The following is a 25,033-nucleotide window of genomic DNA, read 5'->3' as shown; positions in this document are numbered from 1 at the left end:
TTATACATATATTCACTATTTGTGTACTTTAGCAATTAAATAGCGAAACAAATGAGATTACTCATTCCATTTCTTTTTATTGCAACGATCATTAACATTGTTTCATGTCAATACGAAGACGGTTCGTCTGGATTTTCTAATCAAAATATTGATTCCATCCAATATTCCATTAAAAATCGACATAAGCAAATTGGTGATTGTTCTTCAGATTTAGGTCCTTGCATGTCGGTGAAAATACAAACTCTAGACATTAAATCGGGGGTAAGCGATAAGGTAGCTGTAAACATTGAATTAGACATTGAAAAAGAAATTCTTTATCTCGAAGGAGACGAAACATCAACTGCGAAAAATTTGGACGAATTAATTGATATTTTAACAGAAGAATACAGAAATTTATTAAAAGAATTCCCAGACTATGATTTACCTTGGGAAACGACCTATACACTTAATGTTCTTTACAACAAAAATGGATTGCTCAGTATTGATATGTATTCATATACTTTCAGAGGTGGGGCACATGGCTTAGAACTTTCTAAAATTTTGAACTATAACCTGTTTAATGGAAATCGCTTGACGCTTGACAGTATTTTAGTCGTAAACGAAAATTTGGTGAAAATCTGTGAAAAATACTTCAGAAAAGCTAAGGGAATAGGTGATAATCTATCGTATGAAAACACTATTTATTTTATAGCAGATAATGAATTTTTTATCCCTAACAATTTTACAATAACTGATACAAAAATTAAATTTTTCTACAACCCATATGAGATCTCACCTTATTCAGAAGGAATTGTTGATTTTGAAGTAGATTTACAAGCGATTAAACCTTTCATTAAGTCTGAACTCATTTTAAATATCCTTCAGAAGGCTCAAAAGACCTAATTAGAAACAAGGTATTTTCTTAATTCTGTTTGAGTGCCTTCCCCCTTCAAAAGGAGTTTCTAAAAAAATACGAACAAAGTTGAGAGCGTTTTCTTTGGATATAAATCGCGCGGGTAATGAAATAATGTTGGCATTGTTATGAGCCCTGGCCAGTCGAGCAATTTCTACATCCCAGCACAGGGCACCTCTTATACCCGGATGTTTATTTACTGTCATATTGATACCATTGCCACTTCCACAAATGGCAATACCGTATGAAACTTCACCCTTTTCTATAAGCTCAGCAAGCCGATGACCGTAATCAGGATAATCAACGCTTTCAGAACTAAAACAGCCAACGTCAATTATCTCATATTGATCTAAAGTATTCTTTAGAAATTCTTTCAATTCGAAGCCAGCGTGATCAGAGGCTATGGCGAGTTTCACGAGCTTGTTAGTTTATACAAAGATAGCATGTTGATAACTCTGAGTAACTTTTAGAAAAAAAATTTGTTTGAATGCGTGTTTTAAGTAATAAAACAAATTAAGCAATAGAGCAAACTGTTGTTTTTATGAATTATTAAAATAAGCTGTTACTTCTAGATTGAGATATTCAACAAGATATTTAAAAAAAATATTCATAGCATGCGGTTAACTGAAAGACTAACCAATGTTAATATCTTTAATATAGCCTTGATAATCACAATATTTTCAATATCACAACTGTTAATTTTCTTTTATTTATATTTGATAACCGAAATTTCAAAGCTTTGGCAATATTTTTTTTACACAGAATTAACAATCTAATAATAATAACCACCAAAAAAAAGAATTTCCTTTTTTCCTTATTAATACTAGTTAATTGTAAGTTGTTAAATGGACAAAACAATGACACTCTTGTTCCAGTTATTTTGTATTATCAAAGTGGAGCAATAGCAAGCAAAGGTTTTCTTAGAAACAATATGCCAGATGGATTTTGGATCAATTATTACGAAAATGGAATTAAGAAAAGTGAGGGAAATCGTATAAACTACCTATTAGATGGAACGTGGTATTTTTATGATTCACTCGGTAATCTTCGTTCGACAATAAATTATTCTAATGGAATCAAACATGGACCCTCATTAGTGTTTGAAAACGATCAAGTAATCGATTCTTCGTTTTATATGAATAATTTATTGAGTGGTATGAGGGTTTTATTCAAAAACGGTTATAAGACATTTATCTATCAATATGTTAATGGGTTAGAAAATGATGATGCTTATGAATTAGATACTCTAGGTACTATAATTTCCGTTTTTTCCTATAAAGATGGAATTTTACTAAAAAAATTACCTGTTAATAGAAAAAATAACCTTGGATTACTAGAAGGTATATATATGGACTTTTACCCTGATTATAAAAAAAAGATTGAAGGATTTTATAAAAATGGTAAAAAAAATGGTCAATTCAAATTTTTTAGTCCTAACGGAGAAATCATAAAAATCGAAATATGGATTAATGACTCGTTATATGATAATTCAAACAATGCTAAAGTAAATTTATTGAGGCGATATCATGAAGGTACTTTTTTAATTAAACAGGAAGGATTGTTTTTTGAAGATTCTATTCCGATTGGTAAACATTCTTTTTATGATGAAAAAGGAAATTATATAGGTACCAAAATATTTTCAGAAAAAGGTATCCTTTTATCAGAAGGTATGCTCGATTCTAATGGTCGAAAGTTTGGATTATGGAAATTTTATTATACAGATGGTAAGCTGTATTCAAGAGGTGAATTCTATAATGATTTAAAAGAAGGTATTTGGGAATACTATTATCCAGATGGTTCAATTCAGGAAAAAGGAGAATACAAACGTGACTTGCTAAATGGTAAATGGTTGAGTTATTGCACCAATGGAAATATCTTAAAAGAAATTTCATATATTAACGGAAAGGAAGAAGGGCTTCTTAGAGAATATGATTGTGATGGTAATTTAATAAAAGAAGCAAACTATGAAGATGGGTTATTAAACGGTCCTTGGTTTTTATCTCTTAATAATTTTACAGAGAAAGGTCAGTATCTCAATGATCTAAAAAGCGGTAAATGGTTGACTTTTTATGACGATGTTACATTAAAATCTGAAGTTTATTATGAAAATGGTTTGTTAAATGGTAGTTATACAATTTATTATCCTGATGGAAAAAAAATGATTACAGGTAACTATCTATTCGGTAAACGGGATGGTATTTGGTCTTTTTACGATCAAAATGGCAATAAATATCTTACAATAGAATACAAAAACGATGTAGAAAAAAAATATAACGGTGTAAAAATAACTTTATGAATAGCGATAATTCCTGGATCACTCTAAAGGATACTGTAGTTTATGAAAATAAATGGATAAGGATACATCATCGAGATATAATAAATCCTAATGGTGGAAAGGGTATTTATGGTTTAGTTCATTTTAAGAATTTTGCAATTGGTATTGTACCGATTGATGAAAATGGTTATACCTACATTGTTGGTCAATATAGGTATCCTCTGAATAGATATTCTTGGGAAATTCCTGAAGGTGGTGGACCGGAAAATGAAGATATCTTAAAGAGTGCAAAGAGAGAACTTAAAGAAGAAATTGGCGCTGTTGCAAAGAAATGGTTTTTAATTCAAGAACTCGATTTGAGCAATAGCGCTACTGACGAAATATCTTATATTTTTTTAGCGGGAGATTTAACTTTTTATAGTACCGAACACGAAGAAACTGAACTATTAGAAATTAAAAAAATAAAAGTAGAAGAATTGATTAAAATGGTGATAAAAGGTGAAATTAGAGACAGTATCTCAGTGGCTGCCGGACTTAAGTTATTTCAATTAATAGCTGCGAAAAGTCCTCTGATTTCAGAGAACTTTCCTCAGCTATTATTGATTGATATTACTCAATTGTAAACTTTATGCCTTGTGCAAGTGGTAGGTCAGTACCGTAATTTATAGTGGTGGTCTGGCGTCTCATGTAATTTTTCCATGCGTCACTACCACTTTCGCGTCCACCTCCTGTTTCTTTTTCACCTCCAAAGGCTCCTCCAATCTCAGCACCCGAAGTTCCAATATTTACGTTGGCAATACCGCAATCACTTCCCTCACTTGAGAGGAAATACTCAGCTTCGCGCATGTTGAGTGTCATAATAGATGATGACAATCCTTGTGGAACATTGTTATGAATTTCAATTGCTTCTTCAATTCTTTCATATCTCATTACATATAGAATGGGCGCAAATGTTTCTACTTGCACCATTGGATTCTCCGGTGTTACCTCTATAATGCATGGTTTAACGTATAACCCGGATGCATATTCTTCGCCTTCTAATACACCTCCGTGATGAATTATTCTACCTCCATTGGAAACAGCTTTTTCAATGGCTTTTAGATAGTTATCAACGGCTGTTTTATCGATAAGTGGTCCTAAATGATTTTTTTCATCTAATGGATTACCAATTTTTAATTGATTATAAGCGTTTTTAATTGCATGTAAAACTTTTTCGTAAACGTTGTTGTGAATAATCAATCTACGGGTACTTGTGCATCTCTGTCCGGCTGTACCCACGGCACCGAAAACTACGGCTGGAATTAACAGTTTTAAATCTGCTGATGGTGTTACTATGATTGCATTGTTTCCACCGAGTTCTAATAAATATCTTCCCAATCTCTCTGATACAGCTTTAGCTACTTCTTTTCCCATTCGGGTACTGCCAGTAGCCGAAACCAACGCTACTCTATGGTCGTGTGATAGAAATTCACCAACTCGGTAATCGCCGTTAATTACGCTTGAAATAGCTTGTGGATAATTGAACTCATCTAAAACTTGGGAAACAATTTTCTGTAGTTCTATGGCGCATAATGGAACTTTTTCACTTGGTTTCCATACAGTTACATTACCACATACCCATGCAATAGTCGAATTCCACGACCACACAGCCATTGGAAAGTTAAATGCCGATATAATTCCAACAATTCCTAAAGGATGCCAAGTTTCAAGCATCTTGTGGTTTGGCCGTTCTGATTGAATAGTTAATCCATAAAGTTGTCTCGATAGACCTACAGCAAAGTCACATATGTCGATGATTTCTTGAACTTCTCCCAATGCTTCTTGAATGGATTTTCCCATTTCAAGTGTTATAAGCTTTGCCAACTCTTCTTTCTTTTCTCTTACTCTGTCGGCAAAAGCCCTCACAAAAGCACCTCTTTTTGGTGCTGGTATTTTTCTCCATTCTTTAAAAGCCTTGTAAGCCTCTGTTATGACTGTATCGTATTGTTCGCGTGTTGTTGTACTAACTGCTCCGAGCAGTGAGTTGTCAATGGGTGAATAAGATTCAATTAAATTGGTTGATAAAAAAGAATCTTTACCGACCCAAGTGCCTGGAATCACTTTTGAGTCGTTTGCAATAAGAGTTTCCATAAAGAGTAGGGGAGATTTTAAGTAGAGGTTCCGACCGGATTCGAACCGGTGTAGGAGGTTTTGCAGACCTCTGCCTAGCCCCTCGGCCACAGAACCAAATCAGGTTGCAAATATAACAGTGACTGATTCAACATCTCCATTAATCGGAGGATTTAATTTTTTTATTTCAACGATACAGCCTTCAATGTTCGGTATGCTTTTTATTCTATGAAAAATCTTGTGTGCCAATGTTTCTATGAGATTATAGCGATTTCGACTCTCCTCTTCTATTATTGCATAAACTTGACAATAATCTACCGTTTCAGTAAGCTCGTCTATTTTATATGATGTATTTACCGTTGTAATTTCAATATTAACTATGTATTCTGTACCAATTTTTGATTCTTCTTCTATACATCCATTGAAACCATAAATGCGAATATTTTCTAGTTTAATTTTAAATCTCATAAATTTTTTCTAATCTTTTAATCGTAAGTTCTTTGCCTAAAACATATATTATTTCTGATATAGCTGGACCTGATTTTTTACCCATTAAAAGTGCTCTTAAGGATAATCCTATAGCTCCTATTTTAATGTTGTTTTCATTCAAAAAATTTTTGAAAAAATGATCAATTCCATTTAATGAAGTTTCTTCAAGCTTCTTTAATTTTTTTATAAGATTTTCAATAATTGGTTTATTGATTTTTTGAATTTGTAAATTATAAAATTCTTTGTCCAAATTCGTCTCATAATCAATACATGATCTGTAATCTTCTAATATTTCAGTCAAAAGATTTACTCGTACTTTGTCAACCTCTATTAATCTGAAAAACAATTCCTTTTCAAGATTTTCTATTGGAAAATATTTAGTAATGTAATCGAAGAGATATTCAGAAGAGGAATTTTTAATATGATTGTGATTTATCCAGAGAGCTTTATCATAACTAAACTTGGCACCTGATTTTGAAATTCTATTTATAGAAAATTGTTGAATTAATTCTTCACGACTGAAAATTTCTTGTTCTGTACCAGGATTCCATCCCAAGAGCGCTAACATGTTTATAAATGCTTCCGGTAAAAATCCTATTTCTTTATATCCTTTTACAACCACATTATTTTCAGAAGTAAACTGTAGTGGAAATACTGGAAATCCATATTTTTCGCCGTCTCTTTTGCTTAATTTTCCATTTCCATCTGGTCTTAACAATAATGGTAGATGCGCAAATTTAGGCATTTGTTCTTCGAGCCCTAATTTTTTATACAACAATACGTGAATGGGTGTTGATGGTAACCATTCTTCACCCCTTATTACGTGTGTAATATTCATTAGGTGGTCATCTACCACATTTGCCAGATGATATGTAGGCATTCCATCTGATTTAAACAAAATTTTATCATCAAGATTATTGGTGTTAAAAACAACGGTTCCTCGAATCATGTCATCAAATCGAACTTCTTCATTTCTGTCAAGCTTAAGTCTAACTACGTGTGGTGTACCTGATGAAAGAAGCTTTTCAACTTCGTCTGTTGGCAGTGTAAGACTATTTCGCATATACTGGCGTGTAATGCTGTCATACTGCCACTGTTTACCACTTTTGTTTGATAGTTCTCTAATGTTTTCCAATTCTTCAGGTGTGTCAAAAGCAATGTATGCTGCGCCTGAGTCTAAAAGTTTATTGACAAACTGTTTATATAATTCTTTTCTATTGGATTGTTTATATTCTTTGCGTTCTTCTGCAATGTATCCTTCATCCGGTATTAATCCAAGCCATTCAAGTGTTTCGAAGATGTAGTTTTCTGCATATGATACAGTACGCGTTTGATCGGTGTCTTCTATTCTTATTAAGAACTTTCCATCATCTTGTTTTGCAAACAAATAGTTGTAAAGTGCTGTTCTCACACCTCCCATATGCAAGGGTCCTGTAGGACTAGGCGCAAATCGTACTCTTCTCATTTGTAATTTTGTGCAAAATTATGAACTTGACTCGTGTAAAATTTTTGTGGTACTTAAAGGTCTTTGTGGTTGGACTAAGTATTTTGGCTTTTTTTAGTTTAATTTACGTTAATTTTAACGCTTTAGTAAATTTTGGTCTTTATGTAGTCAAAAATTTTTCAGTTTTCAATCTATTATCAAACATTAGCCTAATAGTATTCTTTCTTTTTGTAGTTCTTTTAATTATAGTAGTTTTATTTTATTTTTCAACTACTTTTAAAAGCAAAATATTTAATTTACTTTTTACCAATAAAGATTTTTTAGATTTTTCTATTCAGGGTGAATTGGTAAAAAGAGTTGATGTTTTTTCTTCTGTTGAGTTATCAAAACGTTTAAAATATTTCTTTTTTCCAAAGCCAAAAAAAATAATCTTATACTTGTTTATAATACTCATACTTACTATTTCTTTTAGTTTTAAGTTCTTTCAAATTAATTTTAATCAAGATGTTTTTGATAAGTATGTGGAAAAAATTTCATACACTTTTAATAAAAATTTTTTTGTTGAAGGTGACAGTATTTTTCTATTTACAGATTTTGATTGCAATGGTCAAATTCAGTTACAATATGCCAGTTACAATACTGATCTTGTTAAAGGAAAAAATTTTATCGGTTTAGCATCACCTAATGAAAACAAATTATACTTTAAATTGAATTCTTATCATAAAAAAGTTCTATTACAAATCGTTCCTCGTCCAAAAGTTCGTGAATTTACAGTACATTCAATCTATGATAATTCAATAAAAGAACGCTTTACTAACATTACTCATTTAAATATATTAAGTAACTCAATAGTCGAATACAAGTTAATGGCTGATAATTCAGCAAATAAACTTATAACAGGAAATTTTTTGTTCAAAAATGACACAGTTATAGATTTTGTTCTTTGTAATACTTACGTATGCGATACCTTTCAAGTTTTTTTAACGAAAAGAAATATTTCTTCCCCTGTAATAAATTATTCTAAAGTAGGAAATTTTTATTTGATTTCTATTAGTGATGACCATGGAATAAAAAATGTTCAGATCAATGGTAATACAGATTTTTTTAAACAACCAAAAACTTCTCTACTTATTGAATTAGATACTAATTTACAGTACACCATCATTGCATCAAACATTTTAAATAAGACTACTAGAATTACCATTGGGAATAAATACTCAATATTAAATACGACTGCTAATGCTTTCAACAACAGTGAAATATTAAATCAATACCTCGAAAGTCTTGAAAGTGATATACTATCTGTTATTAACACTTTAAATGAGCAGATAAAAACCTCTCCTATTAACGAAATAAAGCAATTGTTACAAAATTTTCAAAATCAATTAAATGATATTTCTTCAGATTTCTATGATCAAATGCGTATTAATCAAATAAAAACACTTTTAAAAGATGTAAATAAACTTTTGGAAGAGTTTCAAAATATTTCGAAAAATTCTCAAGACTTAGCCAACGAGTTATTAAAACAAAAACTTCAAAATACATTAAATAGATACAAAAAGGAAAATCATAAAATTAGGACAAGCAATGAAAATATATCTGAAGCCAGTGAAATAAATGCTTCTGAACATATAATCCTTGAAGGGTTATTGTTGTCTTTTAACAATCTTTCTCTTGACATTGAAAAGAATAAGTACAAAAACAATAAAGACTTATTAAATAATTCTAATTTGCTAACTTTGGCAGATTCTTTAAATATGCTTCTTATTAAAAACAAAACACTTCGTCCGATATTATCTGAAGAGTATGAAAGATTAAAAAATACTATTCAAAATAATTCAGATTTAAAAACCTTTGTTTTTGCTATTAATAATCTTTCCGTTAAGTTGTATCAGATAATTAAGAATGTTGAACAGAACAATATTAATTCCAATAACCAAAACAATTCGCAGAATAATTCAAATTGCACAAATCCCTCCAATACAGGGAATTCAAAAAAACCCGGATTGAGTGAACTTATTGGTGAAGAATCTAATGATGGAAAAGAAGATAATGGTTCTACTTCAAATGGAGATCCTAAAAAAAATTCAAACAATGATTCAAATACTAATGAGAGTGAAAATTCTTCTGAAAATGGTAAGCAAAATAAATCGAATAAAGAAAAAGACGGCAAATCTGGCCCTAACGGAGATAAGGAATCATTAGAGGAATTGGAAAAACAGTTAAAAGATAGAAAATCTTCATATTCCTCAATATTAGATGAATTGAAAAGAAAAATCAAATGGTTGGATTCAGAAGATTCAAAGAGATTTAATGAAACAATGGATAATAAAAGAAAAGGAAATTTTATAAATGATAGAGATGTTGAACAAATTAATTTAATAAAGAAGGATACTCAAAATATCTTGTACATCAATAGGAAAGAATTAACTGTTAAAACTAATGTACGTTATTAATGACCCTCATAATTTTTTCACAAAAAATTTAATTAGGGAACTGATCATAATTTTTAACAAGCTTTACCAAGTCAATTTTAGAAACATATACCTTACAAATCTTTCTCTTAATGAAATGCTTGATTTTAATACTAATGTTCTCAATCACAAGTATTACACTGATGTAATTACTTTTTGTTCCTCAAAGAAAAATTTTATAGACGTTGAAATATTTATCTGTTTAGAATATGTAGATAGATTTTGTCAAGTTTCTGAAAATGATAGAGAGTGGGAATATATTAGAACTTTTTATCATGCATTGCTACATTGTGTAGGATATAATGATTCTACTCTAGAAGAGAAAAATATTATGACAGTTAAAGAAAAAGAATTAACCAATCTATTTTATACGTTCCACGTGAAACATTGATCTATGGTAAGAGATAATCACTTCGATGTAATTGTTGTAGGTGCCGGACATGCAGGTAATGAAGCTGCAGCAGCGGCTGCAAAAATGGGTTCAAAAACACTACTCATCACAATGAACATGCAGGTGATCGGACAAATGAGTTGTAATCCGGCAATGGGTGGTATTGCAAAGGGTCAAATCATTCGTGAAATAGATGCGCTTGGAGGATTGAGTGGTATTGTTACAGATAAAACCACGATTCAGTTTCGCATGTTAAACCGATCTAAAGGTCCTGCAATGTGGTCGCCAAGGGCACAGAACGATCGTATGGCCTTTGCCGCAGAATGGAGATATCAACTCGAACAAATTCCAAACCTGTATTTTTTTCAAGACATGGTAGTCGATGTGCTTGTTAAGGATGATAGGGTAGTGGGGGTAAAGACCAATTTAAACCAAACATTCTATGCGAAATCCGTAGTCCTTACCAGCGGTACTTTTCTAAACGGTGTAATTCACGTAGGACTCAACAAATACGGCGGAGGGAGGATGGGTGAAAGCGCAGCGCGTGGAATAACTGAAGCGTTGAAAAAATTAGGATTTGAGCACGGAAGAATGAAAACGGGCACTCCTCCGCGCATAGATGGTCGATCGCTGGATTTTTCAAAATTTGAGAGGCAAGACGGCGATGAAAATCCTGGAAAATTCAGTTTTACGGATACGGAGCCTGTAAAAAATCAAATGCCTTGTTACATTGCTTATACTTCGCCCGAAGTACATGATACATTAAAGTTGGGCTTTGACCAAAGTCCGATGTTCACAGGGCATATTACAGGCGTAGGCCCTAGATATTGTCCTTCGATTGAAGATAAAATAAATCGGTTTGCCCATCGCGAGCGACATCAGTTATTTATAGAACCAGAAGGCAGAAATACAGTGGAAATGTACATCAATGGATTTTCTACCTCTCTGCCGGCAGAAATTCAGTACAATGCACTAACGAAAATTCCTGGTTTTGAAAATGCAAGATTTTTTAGACCTGGATATGCCATCGAGTACGACTATTTTCCACCAACCCAGCTCTATCACACACTGGAAACGAAACTGATTAGTGGGCTTTTCTTCGCTGGTCAAATTAATGGTACGACTGGCTATGAAGAGGCAGCAGGACAAGGGATAGTTGCTGGAATCAATGCTCACCAACATGCTCATAATTTAGAAAAAATTGTCATCAGACGCGATCAAGCGTACATAGGTGTTTTAATCGATGACCTTATTACGAAGGGTACAGAAGAACCCTACCGCATGTTTACGTCGCGTTCGGAATTTAGAATGCACCTTCGCCAAGACAATGCTGATGAGCGTTTGACGCCTGTAGGCTATCAAATAGGTCTAATTCCTGAACAGCGCTACCAATCTTTTAAAGAGAAATATCAAAAAAGAGATTCCTTTATCGAGTTTATCTCTAATCTTAGTTTAGATCTTTACGTTCTAAATTCTGTATTAGAATCAAAAAATTCAGTACCTGCCAAACAAAAGGTAAAGTTGAAATCCATATTAACACGACCAGAAATTTCACTTAAGGATTTTTACGATGTACATGAAATAAAAGAATTTATTCATATAAATGAATTAAATGAAGAGATTTGCGATTCTGCTGAAATTCAAATAAAGTATGAAGGTTATATCGCCAAAGAGAAGGAAATAGCGGAGAAAATGCTGAAATTAGAACATCTGGAAATTCCGCAGACGTTTGACTACAATTCTGTTCATTCTTTAAGTGCTGAAGCTAAAGAAAAACTTACGGCTATAAAACCAAAGACTATAGGACAGGCCTCTAGGATAAGTGGCATAAATCCTTCAGATATTAATATTCTTCTAATCTACATGGGAAGATAATGAGTGTATCCTGCATAGTATGTAATTCGGATAAATGGATCGAGCGAAAAGAACATCCTAAGGCTTGGAGAACAACAAACGAAATTTTTTCGCTTCATCAATGTGCTACTTGCGGACTTATCAAAACGCACCCTCTTGTTTCTAAAGAACAAATTGGTCTTTATTACAACCTTGCCCAGTATGATTCTCATAAAAATTCTGGTGCTAAGTCGCTCTTTGATTATGTGTACAAGTTGATTCAAAAAGTGAATCATCGAAGTAAATGGAATGCCATTAAATCTGCTCTTAAACAAAGCTTTGATAGAAGCTCTGATAAAGTATCCATTTTAGACTATGGATGTGGTAATGGTGCTTTTCTTCAGTTTGTTTCAGAAAAATTTCAAAGGGTACGAGGCGTTGAGTTTGCACCTGAAATGATTGCGTATTGCAATGCTAAAGGTATAGAAGTGCTCTCTGAAAGCGAATTTTATTCGACAATCGACTGCTATGAGGTAATTACGCTTTTTCATGTATTTGAACATCTATATGAGCCGGAGAGATATTTAAAACACTTCAACAAACATTTGAAGAAAAACGGAATTTTACTTATAGCAGTTCCAAATCCAGAGTCCTACGATGCAAAATATTATAGCAGCGATTGGGCTGCATGGGATGTTCCCATCCACGTGTATCATTTTAAAGAACAAACCCTCATTCGACTTGTGGAAAAGTATGGGTTTAAGTTCAGGCAAAAGAAACCTATGCTTTTTGACGCCTTTTATGTGTCGATTTTAAGTGAGAAAAATAAGAAGACCAAACTTGGCATTATACGGGGTGCTCTGTTTGGTCTTCTTAGCAATATTCTAGCGCTTTTTACTGGTCAATATTCTTCGAAAATGTACATTTTTGAAAAAATTACTGAGATTGAATAGCAAATTCGTATGCTTCGATATAAAATTTGACCAGATTACTCCAATCAAAATGTTCGCTGAAGTCCTCTAATTTGTTGCGCATTATCATTCGTTGTCTTTGCGACATCTTAACGAATTGAAACAGAAATTTTGACAGATCAGACACGATTTGCTGATTGTTTTTTCCAAGTCGCTTAATGGCATAAACACCACTGTTGTAAAAGTCTTCTTCCATATTCATCACATAGCGCCCGAATCCTGACAAATCTGAAGTAACTGCTGGTACACCACGAGCTATACACTCGAGAGGCGTATAACCCCAAGGTTCATAATAACTAGGAAAAATTCCTAAATGACAGCCTCTAACGAATTGTCCATAGTCCATGCTAAATAGCGGATTGGTGGAAACAATGAAGTCGGGATGATAGACAACTTTTACTTTGTCAAAGGGGCTGTTAAAGAGTTGACTATGCCTTAAACCATTTAGAATATGATCATCTACGTCGTTTACTAGATTGTGAGTTACAATAACGGGCCATTTATTGGATTTCCAGTTCAAAATGGTTCTTCGATATCTCAATCTCCAATATTCATCCACGAGCTCATTGAGGTCAGGTAGATTGTGATCGTGCGATGAGGCAGCTTTAAAGAAGAGTTTTTCTGCTATTTGCTGTTCGATGGCACTACAGGTGTTTCGAATTTCGTCGAGCTTTGCCTTTTGTTCAAGTACGTCTGGCAGTATATTCCAAGCCTGTGTTTTTGTAATAAAAAAGGTGACAATGGTAAGATCGACATTGGCTTCGATCATCATGCGATTGAGCACCTTAAGTGCTTCAATCGTTACGTCAAAACCTTTGTTTTTGTATTCGTAACGACCAGAAGTAAAGAAGAAAAGAGTTTTTGATAGGTCGAAAGTGTAGCTCGGAAAGAAATGCGCCATCACGAACGTTTGAATTTTTTTCTTATAATTTTCGTGGCGTACTTGAATCTCGTGATTGGCTGAAAATCTGGCTAAATTCAGACCATTTGGCGTAATTACATCCGGCTTTTTTGATAGTAAATACTGACATTCATTAGCGGTGAGTTCACTTACGGTAGTGAAAGCGTGGGCATGTTGTGCACAAAGCTTTTCTATTTGAAACATTGAGGTTATTCCAAATCTTCTGGCGTGCTCTTCCGGATTATAATATGGCAATTTTTGATAAAATTCCGGATCATTCATTGCCAGATATCTGCCCAGCATCGTAGCATGGGTTGTAAATACAGTTTTAATGTCTAAATTTTCCTTTCGAATGTCGAGGATGGGTACAGAGGCCATCCACTCGTGAAAGTGCGCAATTACGGAGTTTTTACCTTTTAACTGATTAACAATCCTAAAAAGCGAACGAAGCGTATCTGACCACATCAAAACTTGGTCATAGAGCTCATCGTTTTCACGCCATTCGAGACCGTAATTTTGATGAAGATTTTTTTTGTACACATCTAGTCTGTTGTACACAGCTACAGGATTGATTAAAAGAATTCTCGGCCTCCCGGTAACTAACCAGATTCCGTATTTTACTTCAAAACCGAGATCTCGGCAACCTTTTACTACTTTACCAAAAAAGTCTGATGTATCATCAATTTCTTCAAATTCCGCATTGATGCTGTCGTTTACTAGGGGGCCTAATAAACAATATCTGTCTCCAAAAATTTTTGTGATAGATGGCAGTTTGCTTCGAATTACGGTGTAAATGCCGCCGAGCTGATTCCCGACTTCCCAAGAAGCTTCAAACAGATACGAATTTTTTGCTAAAGTGCTCATACCAAAATATTTTCTTGAATTAATAAAGATTTATTGCGCGATCCAAAGGCGTTTTTTGCTCCGATTAATAGGGAAATTATTGCCATTTTTATAGAAATATTTCGCTCTACCAACATGGTATAATGATCCACTAAATTTTGTAGTTCTATCAATATATCCATTGAAAAATTTCCCCTATTTTTTATCAGAAAATCATCGTGTATTTTGTTCATAAAAAAGTTGAGGAAGTGTTTTGTAAATTCTCTTCCTTTTGTATTTAAAAATTCTATTTTCTCTAGTACATAAAGCATATGTTTATTTGGAGAATTTCCTGCAATAAATTCTATAAATACACTGTAAATTGGCTCAAACTCTTCAAAGGGGTTATTGTTGCTTAAAATTTCTACAATACTTCCAATATTTCCATCGCTTATTTGCAAGAGAATTTCTGGATTATCATGAGAAATGTTTTCAAAATTTTCTTTTAAAAACACACTTATCTCTTCGACAGTGGGCGCTTTGAGGTGTGTAACCTGACAACGGCTTAAAACTGTTGGCAGAACATCGTGAAGATTGTAACTCACAAGAAGAATAAGAGTATCGCCCGAAGGCTCTTCGATGGTCTTAAGTATTTTATTAGCCCCCGCTGTATTTATCAATTCAGGATACCAGATAAGTGCAACTTTTTTACCCCCATAAAACGATTTAAGACCTAAAAATTTATTCAATGATTCACATTCACTAGTAGGTATGGAAAAAGATTTTTTCTCAGCACTAATTTTTTGACTGAATTTAAATAAATCGAGATAAGGATTTTTTTTAAACTGTTTTAAAAAATTTTCTAATAAATCTGTTGAGCTTTCAACTTTGCCTTTAGTGTAAGGAAAAGGAAAAATGATTTTTAAATCCGGATGATTCAATGAATCAACTTGCTTGCAATACGTGCAAGTTCCACAAGAATCATATTCCGTACGATTTTCACAAAAAATATATTTAATGTAGGCAAAGGCGGCAGGTAAAGCTTCCGAACCTTCTTTGCCAAAGAAAATTTGAGCATGACTTACACGACCTTCGCGAACATTTGCTTTTAAGTTTTCGACCGTTTCGCGATTTGAGAACAGTTTAGAAAAATTCCACATACAAAATTTTGAATTAACTGATAAAGTATATGAATTGGAGAGAGTTTGAAAATATTACTTTGTAGCCGTAAAAGTAATACGAAATGAAAACAATCGATGACTTCAACTTTAGCGGTACACGTGTGATTGTGCGTGTTGATTTCAACGTACCCTTGGACAAAGATTTCAACGTAACAGACGATACTCGAATTGTAGCAACAATTCCAACCATTCAGAAAATTCTTAAAGACGGAGGAGCTGCTATTTTAATGTCGCATTTAGGTCGGCCAAAAAAGGGACCAGCTCCGGAGTTCTCTCTCAAGCATACAATTCCGGCTATTGAAAAACATCTCGGGCAACCTGTACTCTTTGCGGATGACTGCATTGGCAATGAAGCTTATGAGCTGTCAAAGAATTTAAAACCTGGTCAGGTTCTTTTGCTTGAGAACCTGCGTTTTTATCCTGAAGAAGAGGCTGGAGACGAAAGATTTGCGGAAAAATTGGCCCGTCATGCTGATTTTTATGTAAACGATGCCTTTGGTACCGCACATAGAGCTCATGCTTCTACGGCTGTAATTGCCAAATTTTTTCCAAGCAAAAAGGCCTTTGGCTATGTAATGGCTAATGAGATTAAAAATGTTTCACGTGTGCTAGAATCTACTGAAAAACCCGTCACAGCCATTATCGGAGGCGCTAAGGTGAGCTCTAAGCTGGGCATCATCAGCAATCTGCTGAAGCGGGTGGACAACATCATCATTGGCGGTGGTATGGCATACACCTTCGTAAAAGCTCAAGGTGGAAACGTGGGTAAGTCACTAGTAGAAAACGACCTGCTCAATACGGCTAATGATATTTTAAGACAGGCCGAAAAGGCTGGCGTAAAGGTGTATCTACCCGTAGATTCAGTGAATTCGACGGAATTTTCAGAAAATGGCACTACAAGCCTTACTGCGGTAGATGCTATACCTGAGGATATGATGGGTCTGGATGTTGGGCCAAAAAGTCTTGAAATTTTCCGTCAAGTGCTCCTCAGCTCAAAGGTCATCTTGTGGAATGGGCCAGTTGGTGTGTTTGAGATGAAAACGTTTGAAAACGGCACTGTAGAGCTTGGAAATATGGTGGCGGAAGCTACAGCCAAAGGCGCCTTTAGCCTGGTGGGTGGTGGTGATTCAGTAGCTGCAGTGAAAAAGTATGGCCTTGAGGATAAAGTAAGTTACGTATCAACGGGCGGAGGAGCTATGCTCGAATATCTTGAAGGCATGGTGCTCCCAGGCATTGCGGCCGTTTTAGAATAGAATTACTTTCGGTCGAGTTTAAACATTTGTGGGCGGATTACGATCTCTGTGGGAACGTAATCCGTCTTTTTTTCGACCAGATCAAAAACTAACTGAGCAACTTCTGCTGGTGAAATCGAATACTGAGGAGATGGATCTGGCTGAAATTCTTGCTGCGCATAAAAGTCACTTGACACTATATCGGGTACAATGAGCGTTACGCGAAGATTTTGCTTTCGGTATTGCTCAAAAAGATTTTTGGTCAAGTGGTGTAATCCGGCTTTAGCGGAACCGTAATAGTTGTTCCAACGGCGCACTTCGAGGGCTGAAAAGCTGCCTAACACGATGATATGACCTTCGTTACGCAACAAAGCCGGAAGACATGCCCGGATAAGCATGGCAGGCGATACCAGATTAAGCTGATAGATGTGTTCAATTTCTTGTATTGAATAGCTTTCTGCAGGTTTAATAGAATTTGCACCAGCATTGACAATCAAATATTTAGGATTTTCACTTTTGAGCTGTTCACAAAGTTTTTGGGTTTCGAGGCTGTTGGAGAGATCGCAAGCAAATTGACGAATTCCCGCAATGGGCGACTGTGAACGCGCTATTCCGACAACGTCGTACTTTTTTGATGCCGCCAAAAGTTTGCATACTTCGGCCCCAATGCCTTTGGTGTGGCCGGTTAGAATAATTCGCTCAGTCATACACGAAAATTCGATTAAAACCTTCTTTTTTCAGCGCATTAGTTACAGTTTCCACGAGTTCTTGCCGCACCTCTTTCGGATAAAATGCGTGCCCATTTTTGCGCTCAAATGGGTACCATAATAATTGGCTATCAGGGCGCTGATTCCGAATGTTGGTTAGATAATCTGTGTTCATGCGCATAGTGCCGATACTGATGCCATAGAGCCGGATTGGATCAAAGTATTTTCTCAAGTTGGAAATAAATGTGCTGTATACTGCATTAAAATCCCTCGTGTAAACGATGGGATCAATACAAAGCATCACTGGCCAACCCATTTCATGAGCTTGAGAGGCAGCTTTTATTCGCACGGCAGGGGAGGGGGTCAGGGGTTCAAAACGCCTGGCAATATCTTCAGGATTCACACTCCAGGAGAGCACGACGTTGTTTACAGGATTTTTATTGGCAAAGAAGGATGTTATGCTGCTTTTGGTTCGGATTTCAATGGTGATCAATGGATTTGTTTCGGCATAGCGTATCCATTCATCGCAATACGGATACAAATGTTCCACAGCCGGCAAGTCGGTATCGTACGATAATGCCATGTAAAAAGGCTTTTGTAATCGCTGCGAAAGAGTATCAGCTGCCTTAATAAAATCGTTGTTGTTAAGAAATAATACCAGATGAGGGGTATTAAACATGCCTTGCAGGTAGCAATACTCACAATCATAGAGGCAGTTAATGGCTAAAGTGTTGTAATAAAAATGCTTGAATTCAATCGAGTGGGTCAATGGGCTGGCTTCGTAGTAGAAGGCATCTTTCCTATGAGCCAAAATGAGAGATTGATATTGCTTCTGTAATCGCCAATTGCCCCCGCGCTGGTTGAGTACCTCTTTGTAGTGCTCTATCCACTCCACTGCGCTTGGTTTTATTTTATCTAAAATTCTGCGCACACCGCTGTGATTCAGCAGTTGTCTTTCGATGTATACTATCCGCTTATTCATCGGCGTATAGTCTTTTGCAGATTTCTTTAAATCTTCTATCTCTGTCCGGAATGTTCAAATAGCTGTCCGCCAATACCGAATCTACCCTTAGTTTTTGTTCCACGTTTACCAGATACACACAATGCTCCAAGAGCTGTTGGGTCTGTGTGAAGCTCAGTTTTTGCTTGTTTGAAAAGTTTTTGATTGCGGTTTCCAGGTCGTGATACAATCGCCGGTCGCCTGTGAGAGAAATGGCGTGATGTATCTCTGCCAAAGCCGTTTCAATAGCCTTAATCACCGAATCGTTGTAGGCATTAAGGGATTTTTTAATGGACTCTGATTTTCCGTCGTGATCGCTGACGAATTTTAATAGATGGAATTGGTGATTTTGAAGAAACCGCTTTGCACCTGAAACAAAGCCGTAACCTTCCATATCAAAAAGGCTATCGGGCTGATTTTTCATTTCAGATTCGGTGGCCGGCTGATGAACAGTATGGAGAGTGGCATAGGGCAATTTTGAAAAGATAGGATCTGGGTAATGTGTTTTAAATGGGTCACAGTGTATACTCGATGCCGCAAACCAGCTGTGCAATGTCTTCAAAGCGCTGCCAGCCAAACCAACATTAAGGGCACAATCAGCTGTAGATTCCGTTGAAAAATAGTGAACCACTGCGGCTTGCATATTTAGGATACCCATACCCGTTACAAGAATATCTATTTGGTCATTTGAGTACTTGCGAAAAAATGACGGAGAAGATGACAATTTGGCGTCGAAGTTTTGAACGACACTCTTGGCTTCCTCCCAATGCGCGAATACCAGCAGAGTTTTCATTAGAGGCACAATCAATGGGTGCGAATCATATCGTCGGGCACTGCAATGATTACATCAGCCAGGCCTCGAAAATCCCTTTTCAATGACCGTACATCGGCCTGTCGTACCATTGCAATAGTGAAGTATCGCGTCTTAGGCCGATATTTTTCCAAATACCAGATAATGCCTTCAAAATTGTTGGTGTGATACGTACCGTTTAGATGAAGGATTTTAAAGCCTTTTTCAAGATGCTGTACTACACTCCAGGCCATTGAAGCGTCTTTCAATGCCTGAGCCTTTGGCAAATTTTCACCTCCGTGACCATGTGCCATTTTCAGCATATTGCGGTAGCCAGGAAGTTGGCTTTCGTACGGAATGGGTAGAGGTGGTAGGTATTGTTTCAGTTCCGAATAAATCGAATCCAAAGCCTCAAAACCCCCCTTGAATACAGCCGAGGCCCATGCACGTGGAACATTAGAGGCAAATACAGCTACTCCTTTGCGCTTTGCAAGTTCTACCATAGGGCTGTAGTCTGTCCTGTAATTTGGCCAAAGGGATTTTGCCTCGCTGGTAAAGGTTTTTTGATCGATTTTGCCGTTCATGTAGGCATTCAGCAGTTCCGCATCTTGCCACTCAAACATCTCCAGTCCCAGAGCGAGCTTTTCTTCAGACTCGACCAAGTGATGGAGAAGTTGCAACTGAAGATAGTGAATAACAGGATCGTCGTGGTATTCGCCAAAAAATACAACTTCTGCCTCATCTGCTTTTTTCAGCACTTTTTCCCAACGGATGGATTTTCCGTTTTTATCGAAAATTTTATAAAGCAAAGGATTTTGTTGACCCCATGTGAACACACTCATGGTTATGGCAATAAAAAGGGGAAGAATGGTTTTTCGCTTCATTCAAGAATCTTTACAAATCATATAACACATCTACTGACCAGGCTTCTGGCTTGTCGGCAAAGAGGGCTTTTGTGGCCGCCCAAACAGTATTAAAAAGTTCACTTCGGCGATATTGTTCCAGAAAGTCCTGATGCTCCCATTCTGAAATTGTAAAAAACACGTTGGAGTTCTCTTTGTCGTTTACAAGCTTCAGTGAATGACAGCCCGGCTGTTGGCGAATTTTTTCTTTGGATTGTTCGAAAATGGTTAAAAATTCAGTAACAGTCTCGGGCCTAAAAGTCATTTTTACAATTCGAATCATTGAAAGTCTATTGTTATAGTATCTCCGGTTTTTACTCCCAACAATTTATCAGCGCCAAGGCTTCGTGCATAGCCCTTGGGCTGATGTACATTAGCACTGTTAATTAGGCCAATTTCAAGAAATCCGGCTGCATTAAACAGTGCAAATGCCTCACCTGTATTTCTGGTCTTCAGCTCTTGGTAGCCTGTTACCAGTTTGCGAATAGCGTTGTTGCGAATTTTAATCTCAAACGACGAACGTTGAAAGTTTTTCTCAAAATAGCGCTTGTGCACATTGGTTAAAATATTGCCATACTCGTCGATGTAAATCACTTGAGCCAAAAGTTGAGTTTCGTTATTTCGAAAATACGGATGTGGAAAGCCATTTGACAGGTACTCGCCGGAGTCATAGCCGATTTGTTCCAAGTCTATCTCTTTTGCAATGGCTGCAGCTGCTTTTGCCATCGTATGGGCACGCCAACTGATGCGGTCGTTAGCATCTATGGGAATTTCTACCACTTTAGCTGCTGTCTTATGGAAGTTTATATACCCTAAAAAGCCATTATCAGCGGTGATGTAATACTGGCCCTCAATGTAGCCCGCTAAAATTCGGCTTGAGGCGGCTTCGCTTACCGGATTTTCGTCTATGCAGACGATGTGCACACTGTTCTCTGGAAAGTATTGCCTAGCGAAGAGCAGTACGGCTGCAGCTTCCGATACCTTGAAGGTAGATATCTGATGCGAAATATCGATGATTTTAGCCGATTCGTGATATTGATAAATTAATGCCTTAAGAGCACCTACATAATGGTCGCGCAATCCATAGTCGGATGTGAGGGTGATTAAAGGCATCTGAAGTTAAGGGCTTTTTTTAATTCAGAGAAAGATTGTTATTTTGCAAACAAAGTTACGCGTAACCCATTACGAAATAGAACCTGATTTTTAATACCTTTTTCATTGACTGAGAAACTCCTTGAGCTTCAGAAATCGTTGCCAAGTCGCGTGTATGGCAACAATAATCGTTACCTGCAAATCATCCAATCCTATTACCCAACGCTCAAAATCACTGCTCGCGGCAATGAGCTTAAAGCTACTGGGCCCGAGGATGTGCTGATGGATTTCGAAGCCAAAATCGAATATCTTCTTATGCACTTCGAAAAATATCAATCGCTCTCTGAAAATCAGTTGGAGCGCATACTAACCTCATCAGCTGAGGAGCGCAACCGCATGATGAGCGATTCAGCCGGCGAGAAAGTGCTTGTGTATGGCGTCAATGGACATCTCATTAAGGCCCAGACGCCCAATCAACAGCGCATTGTCGAAGCAGTGGAAAAAAGCGATATGGTCTTCGCTGTGGGTCCGGCGGGTACCGGTAAAACCTATACTGCTGTAGCGCTTGCTGTTCGGGCATTAAAAAACAAACAGGTCAAGCGCATCATTCTCACCAGGCCGGCAGTAGAAGCCGGCGAAAATCTGGGCTTCTTACCGGGCGATCTCAAAGAAAAACTCGATCCCTACCTTCAACCTCTCTATGACGCCCTGCTTGATATGATTCCCCATGAAAAACTCGCCATGTACATTGAGTCGGGTGTCATACAGATTGCTCCTTTGGCTTTCATGCGCGGCCGTACGCTTGACAATGCCTTCGTCATACTCGACGAGGCTCAAAATACCACCGAAGCTCAGATGAAAATGTTTCTCACCCGCATGGGCCGCTCGGCTAAGTTTGTAATCACCGGAGATTTTACCCAGATCGATCTGCCTAAAAATCAACGCTCAGGACTTGTTCAAGCCTTGAAAATACTCAAAAACATCGAAGACATTGCCATCGTAAAACTCGACGATAAAGACGTAATTCGCCATAAGCTGGTCAAAAGAATCATCCAGGAGTACCGACAGATTGAATCCGAAAAACTCCATCCCGATCACCGCGAAGACCTCAGCCAAATCTGAACCCCTTACCCCATGACAGACCCTCTGCCTATCAAAGGCCTCAAATCCTTCTATCGTGGCAAAGTCCGCGACGTGTACTTTCTCGAAAACGACAAAATCCTCATGGTCGCCAGCGACCGGATCTCAGCCTTTGATGTAATTCTTCCGCGCCCAATTCCCTACAAAGGTGCTGTTCTAAACGGCATTGCTGCACACTTTCTCAAAGCCACATCTGCTCAGGTACCCAATTGGTACGAGCACAGCCCACTGCCCTTTGTAAGCATTGGAAAAGCTGCTAAACCTTTTAAAATCGAAATGGTCGTCCGCGGTTACCTCGCCGGCCATGCCTGGCGTACCTATAAGAGTGGAAAACGCTCCCTCTGCGGGGTACCGTTGCCCGATGGCCTTCGCGAAAATGACCCACTACCACAGCCTATTATCACCCCTACTACCAAGGAAGCCGTCGGTACCCACGACCAAGATATCTCAGCCGACGATATCCTGGCGCGCGGCTTGGCCACCGCTGAGGAGTGGGAGATTCTCAAACATTATGCTCTGACTCTCTTCAACATCGGCACCCGAATGGCCGCCGAGCGCGGACTCATCTTAGTCGATACCAAATACGAATTTGGCAAAGACAGCTCAGGCCGCATCATCCTGATCGATGAAGTACACACCCCCGACTCATCGCGATACTTTTATGCTGACGGATATAAAGAGCGACAGCACCGAGGCGAGCCACAGCAACAGCTCTCAAAAGAATTCGTCCGCCAATGGCTCATAGAAAATGGCTTTCAGGGCCGGCCGGAGGATGTAATCCCAGAGATGACCGATCAAAAAGTTGAAGAAATTAGTCAACGTTACATACAGCTTTTTGAAATCATCACTGGCCAATCCTTTAACCGGTTCCATTATCCAACGCGAGAAGAACTCGTTGAGATCCTGAACAAAAACGTTTGAGAAATTGAAAGAGCTCAATAAGAAAAATACAACATTCAGCCTTCGATAAAGTGCTTTTGTAAACAATCTCTAACTCCTAATAAAACAATTCGTCTATTTCGTCAACTATTAAACCTTTCTTCATATGAAAAAAATAGCTACTATCCTGTTCATAACTCTAGGCTATGTATCTACAGCCCAGTTTGACTTCGGCGTAAAGCTTGGCCTCAACTCCACCAGACTCAATATGGATGATGTAAACAACCCAAACAACGTAATCGAATCTCTTCAGGCTGGCGATATGCGATACGGATTTCAAGGAGGTCTCTTCAGTGCCATCAACTTCCTCACCTATCAGGTCCGCATCGAGGCCTATTATTCTTCCGTAAATGTTGAATACCGCGCGCGACAGTCAAACAACCAAACCACTAACTCAAGGGTTACGGTTAACAGATTTGATTTTCCCGTACTCTTCGGTCTAAAATTCGGTCCTGTCAGAGCCAATCTTGGCCCCGTGCTCAGCTACAATGTATCTTCCACAAACGACGTACTCGAAAATGGTCTTCGTAATGGAACCGTTGGCGGCCAGGTAGGTCTCGGAGTGGACTTCTGGAAGATGATGGCCGAAGTCCGATACGAAATGGGGTTATCCAGATTTGCCAATCAGGTAAATGTGAGCGGTCAAAACATTCCAACCGATTCACGTGTGTCACTGTGGACCTTTTCCGTCGGTTACAAATTTTTCTAACACATCCAAGCCCCGTTAAGGGGCTTTTTTATGAGAAGTTGTTGATTTTTGGGCGTGCCCCCCGGCACGGTGCTTTCAGCACCTTCGCCGGGGGTCGGTCCCTTCCGGGCTCGCTGTTCGCTCGGTGCTTCGCTGCGCTGCGCACTGCCGGCTTCGCCGTCACCCTCCAGGCACCTCACGCGGCAGCAGCCTTCGGCCGCTTTTAATAACCTTAACTTTAACAAAAACGAAGGACATTTCTTTGGAAAACACATGCACATGGGCTGTAGCCATGGATTTTCGCGGATTCAGTTGGGGATACATGCGGATGCATTATACTCACCCTAAATCCCTCTTAAATCCGGCAAGCGGATTTAAGAGGGAATTCTCCCCCTCTTTGTTGCCAAAGGCAACAGAGAGCCCCATATCCCGACAAATCTCCCCTGAGCTTTCGTCGGAAGGGCAGGGAGGGGTAGTGAGCAAAAAAAGCCCTTAAAACATTTTCGCCCTACGACACAAGGCAGGCATTCCCCGCTGTGGGGTAAGGGAAGAAGCCGGCGAGGCCGCCATAAACATTAGCTATCAGGTACACACATGTCTGCCGGCCGACATTCCGGCTTCGCTGCAAAGAATACCGGCCGTAGCTGTCGTGGCGAAAAGGTTTTCAGGCTTGACCTTTTTGGTTCCTTTTTGTGTCAAGACAAAAAGGAACGCCCGCGCGGCAGCGCATTCACATAGTCCAAAACGATAAACCTAACCAA

24 protein-coding genes and 1 tRNA gene are annotated in these 25,033 nt (G+C 37.6%); 11 read left to right on the top strand and 14 right to left on the bottom strand.

Translation table 11 applies throughout. The features are described 5' to 3' along the window. The first annotated feature begins 51 nt into the window (after positions 1–51). Positions 52–882: a DUF3298 and DUF4163 domain-containing protein gene (locus EIP89_RS09095; RefSeq protein ID WP_124398368.1), complete on the top strand. Its 831-nt coding sequence runs from the start codon at positions 52–54 to the stop codon at positions 880–882. On the opposite strand, the gene rpiB is transcribed toward EIP89_RS09095, so the two are convergent. Next, positions 883–1,308 carry a ribose 5-phosphate isomerase B gene (gene rpiB, locus EIP89_RS09090; RefSeq protein WP_124398367.1) on the bottom strand — a complete coding sequence of 142 codons (426 nt, stop codon included), beginning with the start codon at positions 1,306–1,308 and terminating at the stop codon, positions 883–885. It abuts the gene before it with no gap. Positions 1,309–1,631: 323 nt separating this feature from the next. On the opposite strand from rpiB, the gene EIP89_RS09085 reads away from it, so the two are divergent. Together EIP89_RS09085 and EIP89_RS09080 are read left to right on the top strand one after the other, a co-directional pair. After that, positions 1,632–3,188: a toxin-antitoxin system YwqK family antitoxin gene (locus tag EIP89_RS09085; RefSeq protein ID WP_124398366.1), complete on the top strand. Its 1,557-nt coding sequence runs from the start codon at positions 1,632–1,634 to the stop codon at positions 3,186–3,188. Then, complete coding sequence (locus tag EIP89_RS09080; protein WP_124398365.1) at positions 3,185–3,790, top strand: NUDIX domain-containing protein; 606 nt, start codon at positions 3,185–3,187, stop codon at positions 3,788–3,790. Before EIP89_RS09085 ends, EIP89_RS09080 begins: the two co-directional genes overlap by 4 nt. Here EIP89_RS09080 and amaB read toward each other — a convergent pair. The 4 genes from amaB to gltX all read right to left on the bottom strand — a co-directional run bounded on the left by amaB (position 3,777) and on the right by gltX (position 7,230). Next, positions 3,777–5,297, bottom strand: a complete 1,521-nt coding sequence (gene amaB, locus EIP89_RS09075; RefSeq protein WP_124398364.1) for an L-piperidine-6-carboxylate dehydrogenase — start codon at positions 5,295–5,297, stop codon at positions 3,777–3,779. The two genes, EIP89_RS09080 and amaB, sit on opposite strands and share 14 nt — an antisense overlap. 25 nt (positions 5,298–5,322) lie before the next feature. Beyond that, positions 5,323–5,393, bottom strand: a tRNA-Cys gene (locus EIP89_RS09070). 3 nt (positions 5,394–5,396) lie between these two features. Beyond that, positions 5,397–5,744 carry a dihydroneopterin aldolase gene (gene folB, locus EIP89_RS09065; RefSeq protein ID WP_124398363.1) on the bottom strand — a complete coding sequence of 116 codons (348 nt, stop codon included), beginning with the start codon at positions 5,742–5,744 and terminating at the stop codon, positions 5,397–5,399. Next, the gene (gltX, locus tag EIP89_RS09060) at positions 5,734–7,230 is read right to left on the bottom strand and encodes a glutamate--tRNA ligase (RefSeq protein WP_124398362.1); all 1,497 of its coding nucleotides are present in this window, start codon (positions 7,228–7,230) and stop codon (positions 5,734–5,736) included. The genes folB and gltX overlap by 11 nt, the downstream gene beginning before the upstream one ends. A gap of 20 nt (positions 7,231–7,250) precedes the next feature. Here gltX and EIP89_RS09055 point away from each other — a divergent pair, with 20 nt between their 5' ends. From EIP89_RS09055 to EIP89_RS09040, 4 genes are read left to right on the top strand one after another with little or no spacing between them, the layout of a single operon-like run. Further along, positions 7,251–9,665 (top strand): hypothetical protein, encoded by a 2,415-nt coding sequence (locus EIP89_RS09055; RefSeq protein WP_124398361.1) that lies wholly within the window; start codon positions 7,251–7,253, stop codon positions 9,663–9,665. After that, positions 9,652–10,074, top strand: coding sequence for an rRNA maturation RNase YbeY (ybeY, locus tag EIP89_RS11750; protein WP_124398360.1), 423 nt, complete (start codon positions 9,652–9,654; stop codon positions 10,072–10,074). Before EIP89_RS09055 ends, ybeY begins: the two co-directional genes overlap by 14 nt. Before the next feature lie 3 nt (positions 10,075–10,077). Next, the gene (mnmG, locus tag EIP89_RS09045; RefSeq protein WP_124398359.1) at positions 10,078–11,949 is read left to right on the top strand and encodes a tRNA uridine-5-carboxymethylaminomethyl(34) synthesis enzyme MnmG; all 1,872 of its coding nucleotides are present in this window, start codon (positions 10,078–10,080) and stop codon (positions 11,947–11,949) included. Then, entirely contained in the window at positions 11,949–12,860 is a 912-nt protein-coding gene (locus tag EIP89_RS09040) for a class I SAM-dependent methyltransferase (protein WP_124398358.1), read from the top strand. Before mnmG ends, EIP89_RS09040 begins: the two co-directional genes overlap by 1 nt. On the opposite strand, the gene EIP89_RS09035 is transcribed toward EIP89_RS09040, so the two are convergent. Further along, entirely contained in the window at positions 12,844–14,643 is a 1,800-nt protein-coding gene (locus EIP89_RS09035; protein WP_124398357.1) for a glycosyltransferase, read from the bottom strand. The genes EIP89_RS09040 and EIP89_RS09035 overlap by 17 nt on opposite strands. Beyond that, the gene (locus EIP89_RS09030) at positions 14,640–15,761 is read right to left on the bottom strand and encodes a DNA polymerase III subunit (protein WP_124398356.1); all 1,122 of its coding nucleotides are present in this window, start codon (positions 15,759–15,761) and stop codon (positions 14,640–14,642) included. Before EIP89_RS09030 ends, EIP89_RS09035 begins: the two co-directional genes overlap by 4 nt. Positions 15,762–15,844: 83 nt before the next feature. Between EIP89_RS09030 and EIP89_RS09025 the strand changes: the two genes are divergently transcribed. Continuing rightward, a complete protein-coding gene (locus tag EIP89_RS09025) occupies positions 15,845–17,035 on the top strand; it encodes a phosphoglycerate kinase (RefSeq protein WP_124398355.1) in 1,191 nt (396 codons plus the stop codon). Positions 17,036–17,037: 2 nt separating this feature from the next. Here the strand turns inward: EIP89_RS09025 and EIP89_RS09020 are convergent, their stop codons facing one another. Genes EIP89_RS09020 through EIP89_RS08995 form a run of 6 tightly spaced genes read right to left on the bottom strand, consistent with a single transcriptional unit; the run spans position 17,038 to position 21,526 of the window. Next, positions 17,038–17,721 (bottom strand): SDR family oxidoreductase, encoded by a 684-nt coding sequence (locus EIP89_RS09020; RefSeq protein ID WP_124398354.1) that lies wholly within the window; start codon positions 17,719–17,721, stop codon positions 17,038–17,040. After that, positions 17,714–18,703: an SPL family radical SAM protein gene (locus EIP89_RS09015; protein ID WP_124398353.1), complete on the bottom strand. Its 990-nt coding sequence runs from the start codon at positions 18,701–18,703 to the stop codon at positions 17,714–17,716. The genes EIP89_RS09020 and EIP89_RS09015 overlap by 8 nt, the downstream gene beginning before the upstream one ends. Further along, positions 18,696–19,514 (bottom strand): nucleoside phosphorylase-I family protein, encoded by an 819-nt coding sequence (locus EIP89_RS09010; RefSeq protein ID WP_124398352.1) that lies wholly within the window; start codon positions 19,512–19,514, stop codon positions 18,696–18,698. Before EIP89_RS09010 ends, EIP89_RS09015 begins: the two co-directional genes overlap by 8 nt. 11 nt (positions 19,515–19,525) lie before the next feature. Further along, positions 19,526–20,395 (bottom strand): ChaN family lipoprotein, encoded by an 870-nt coding sequence (locus EIP89_RS09005; RefSeq protein ID WP_124398351.1) that lies wholly within the window; start codon positions 20,393–20,395, stop codon positions 19,526–19,528. A 10-nt stretch (positions 20,396–20,405) separates the two neighbouring features. After that, positions 20,406–20,696: a putative quinol monooxygenase gene (locus EIP89_RS09000; RefSeq protein WP_124398350.1), complete on the bottom strand. Its 291-nt coding sequence runs from the start codon at positions 20,694–20,696 to the stop codon at positions 20,406–20,408. Continuing rightward, positions 20,693–21,526 (bottom strand): SAM hydrolase/SAM-dependent halogenase family protein, encoded by an 834-nt coding sequence (locus EIP89_RS08995; RefSeq protein WP_124398349.1) that lies wholly within the window; start codon positions 21,524–21,526, stop codon positions 20,693–20,695. Before EIP89_RS08995 ends, EIP89_RS09000 begins: the two co-directional genes overlap by 4 nt. A 105-nt stretch (positions 21,527–21,631) precedes the next feature. Between EIP89_RS08995 and EIP89_RS08990 the strand changes: the two genes are divergently transcribed. The 3 genes from EIP89_RS08990 to EIP89_RS08980 all read left to right on the top strand — a co-directional run bounded on the left by EIP89_RS08990 (position 21,632) and on the right by EIP89_RS08980 (position 24,293). Continuing rightward, entirely contained in the window at positions 21,632–22,627 is a 996-nt protein-coding gene (locus tag EIP89_RS08990) for a PhoH family protein (protein ID WP_124398348.1), read from the top strand. A 12-nt stretch (positions 22,628–22,639) separates the two neighbouring features. Next, a complete protein-coding gene (locus EIP89_RS08985) occupies positions 22,640–23,566 on the top strand; it encodes a phosphoribosylaminoimidazolesuccinocarboxamide synthase (protein ID WP_124398347.1) in 927 nt (308 codons plus the stop codon). Between the two features lie 124 nt (positions 23,567–23,690). Next, entirely contained in the window at positions 23,691–24,293 is a 603-nt protein-coding gene (locus tag EIP89_RS08980) for an outer membrane beta-barrel protein (protein ID WP_124398346.1), read from the top strand. Here EIP89_RS08980 and EIP89_RS08975 read toward each other — a convergent pair. Beyond that, positions 24,290–24,472, bottom strand: coding sequence for a hypothetical protein (locus tag EIP89_RS08975; protein WP_124398345.1), 183 nt, complete (start codon positions 24,470–24,472; stop codon positions 24,290–24,292). The genes EIP89_RS08980 and EIP89_RS08975 overlap by 4 nt on opposite strands. Positions 24,473–25,033: the final 561 nt, after the last annotated feature.

It is taken from the genome of Thermaurantimonas aggregans, from assembly GCF_003851885.1.
GTDB classification, from domain to species: domain Bacteria; phylum Bacteroidota; class Bacteroidia; order Flavobacteriales; family Schleiferiaceae; genus Thermaurantimonas; species Thermaurantimonas aggregans.
Note: the sequence above shows the minus strand (reverse complement) of the source record. Positions and strands in the feature narration are given on the sequence as shown.

Coding starts and splice junctions, on each gene's coding strand:
- EIP89_RS09095 (WP_124398368.1), top strand. CDS start 52: ATGAGATTACTCATTCCATTTCTTTTTATTGCAACGATCATTAACATT.
- EIP89_RS09080 (WP_124398365.1), top strand. CDS start 3,185: ATGAATAGCGATAATTCCTGGATCACTCTAAAGGATACTGTAGTTTAT.
- amaB (WP_124398364.1), bottom strand. CDS start 5,297: ATGGAAACTCTTATTGCAAACGACTCAAAAGTGATTCCAGGCACTTGG.
- folB (WP_124398363.1), bottom strand. CDS start 5,744: ATGAGATTTAAAATTAAACTAGAAAATATTCGCATTTATGGTTTCAAT.
- gltX (WP_124398362.1), bottom strand. CDS start 7,230: ATGAGAAGAGTACGATTTGCGCCTAGTCCTACAGGACCCTTGCATATG.
- EIP89_RS09055 (WP_124398361.1), top strand. CDS start 7,251: ATGAACTTGACTCGTGTAAAATTTTTGTGGTACTTAAAGGTCTTTGTG.
- ybeY (WP_124398360.1), top strand. CDS start 9,652: ATGTACGTTATTAATGACCCTCATAATTTTTTCACAAAAAATTTAATT.
- mnmG (WP_124398359.1), top strand. CDS start 10,078: ATGGTAAGAGATAATCACTTCGATGTAATTGTTGTAGGTGCCGGACAT.
- EIP89_RS09040 (WP_124398358.1), top strand. CDS start 11,949: ATGAGTGTATCCTGCATAGTATGTAATTCGGATAAATGGATCGAGCGA.
- EIP89_RS09035 (WP_124398357.1), bottom strand. CDS start 14,643: ATGAGCACTTTAGCAAAAAATTCGTATCTGTTTGAAGCTTCTTGGGAA.
- EIP89_RS09030 (WP_124398356.1), bottom strand. CDS start 15,761: ATGTGGAATTTTTCTAAACTGTTCTCAAATCGCGAAACGGTCGAAAAC.
- EIP89_RS09025 (WP_124398355.1), top strand. CDS start 15,845: ATGAAAACAATCGATGACTTCAACTTTAGCGGTACACGTGTGATTGTG.
- EIP89_RS09020 (WP_124398354.1), bottom strand. CDS start 17,721: ATGACTGAGCGAATTATTCTAACCGGCCACACCAAAGGCATTGGGGCC.
- EIP89_RS09015 (WP_124398353.1), bottom strand. CDS start 18,703: ATGAATAAGCGGATAGTATACATCGAAAGACAACTGCTGAATCACAGC.
- EIP89_RS09010 (WP_124398352.1), bottom strand. CDS start 19,514: ATGAAAACTCTGCTGGTATTCGCGCATTGGGAGGAAGCCAAGAGTGTC.
- EIP89_RS09005 (WP_124398351.1), bottom strand. CDS start 20,395: ATGAAGCGAAAAACCATTCTTCCCCTTTTTATTGCCATAACCATGAGT.
- EIP89_RS09000 (WP_124398350.1), bottom strand. CDS start 20,696: ATGATTCGAATTGTAAAAATGACTTTTAGGCCCGAGACTGTTACTGAA.
- EIP89_RS08995 (WP_124398349.1), bottom strand. CDS start 21,526: ATGCCTTTAATCACCCTCACATCCGACTATGGATTGCGCGACCATTAT.
- EIP89_RS08985 (WP_124398347.1), top strand. CDS start 22,640: ATGACAGACCCTCTGCCTATCAAAGGCCTCAAATCCTTCTATCGTGGC.
- EIP89_RS08980 (WP_124398346.1), top strand. CDS start 23,691: ATGAAAAAAATAGCTACTATCCTGTTCATAACTCTAGGCTATGTATCT.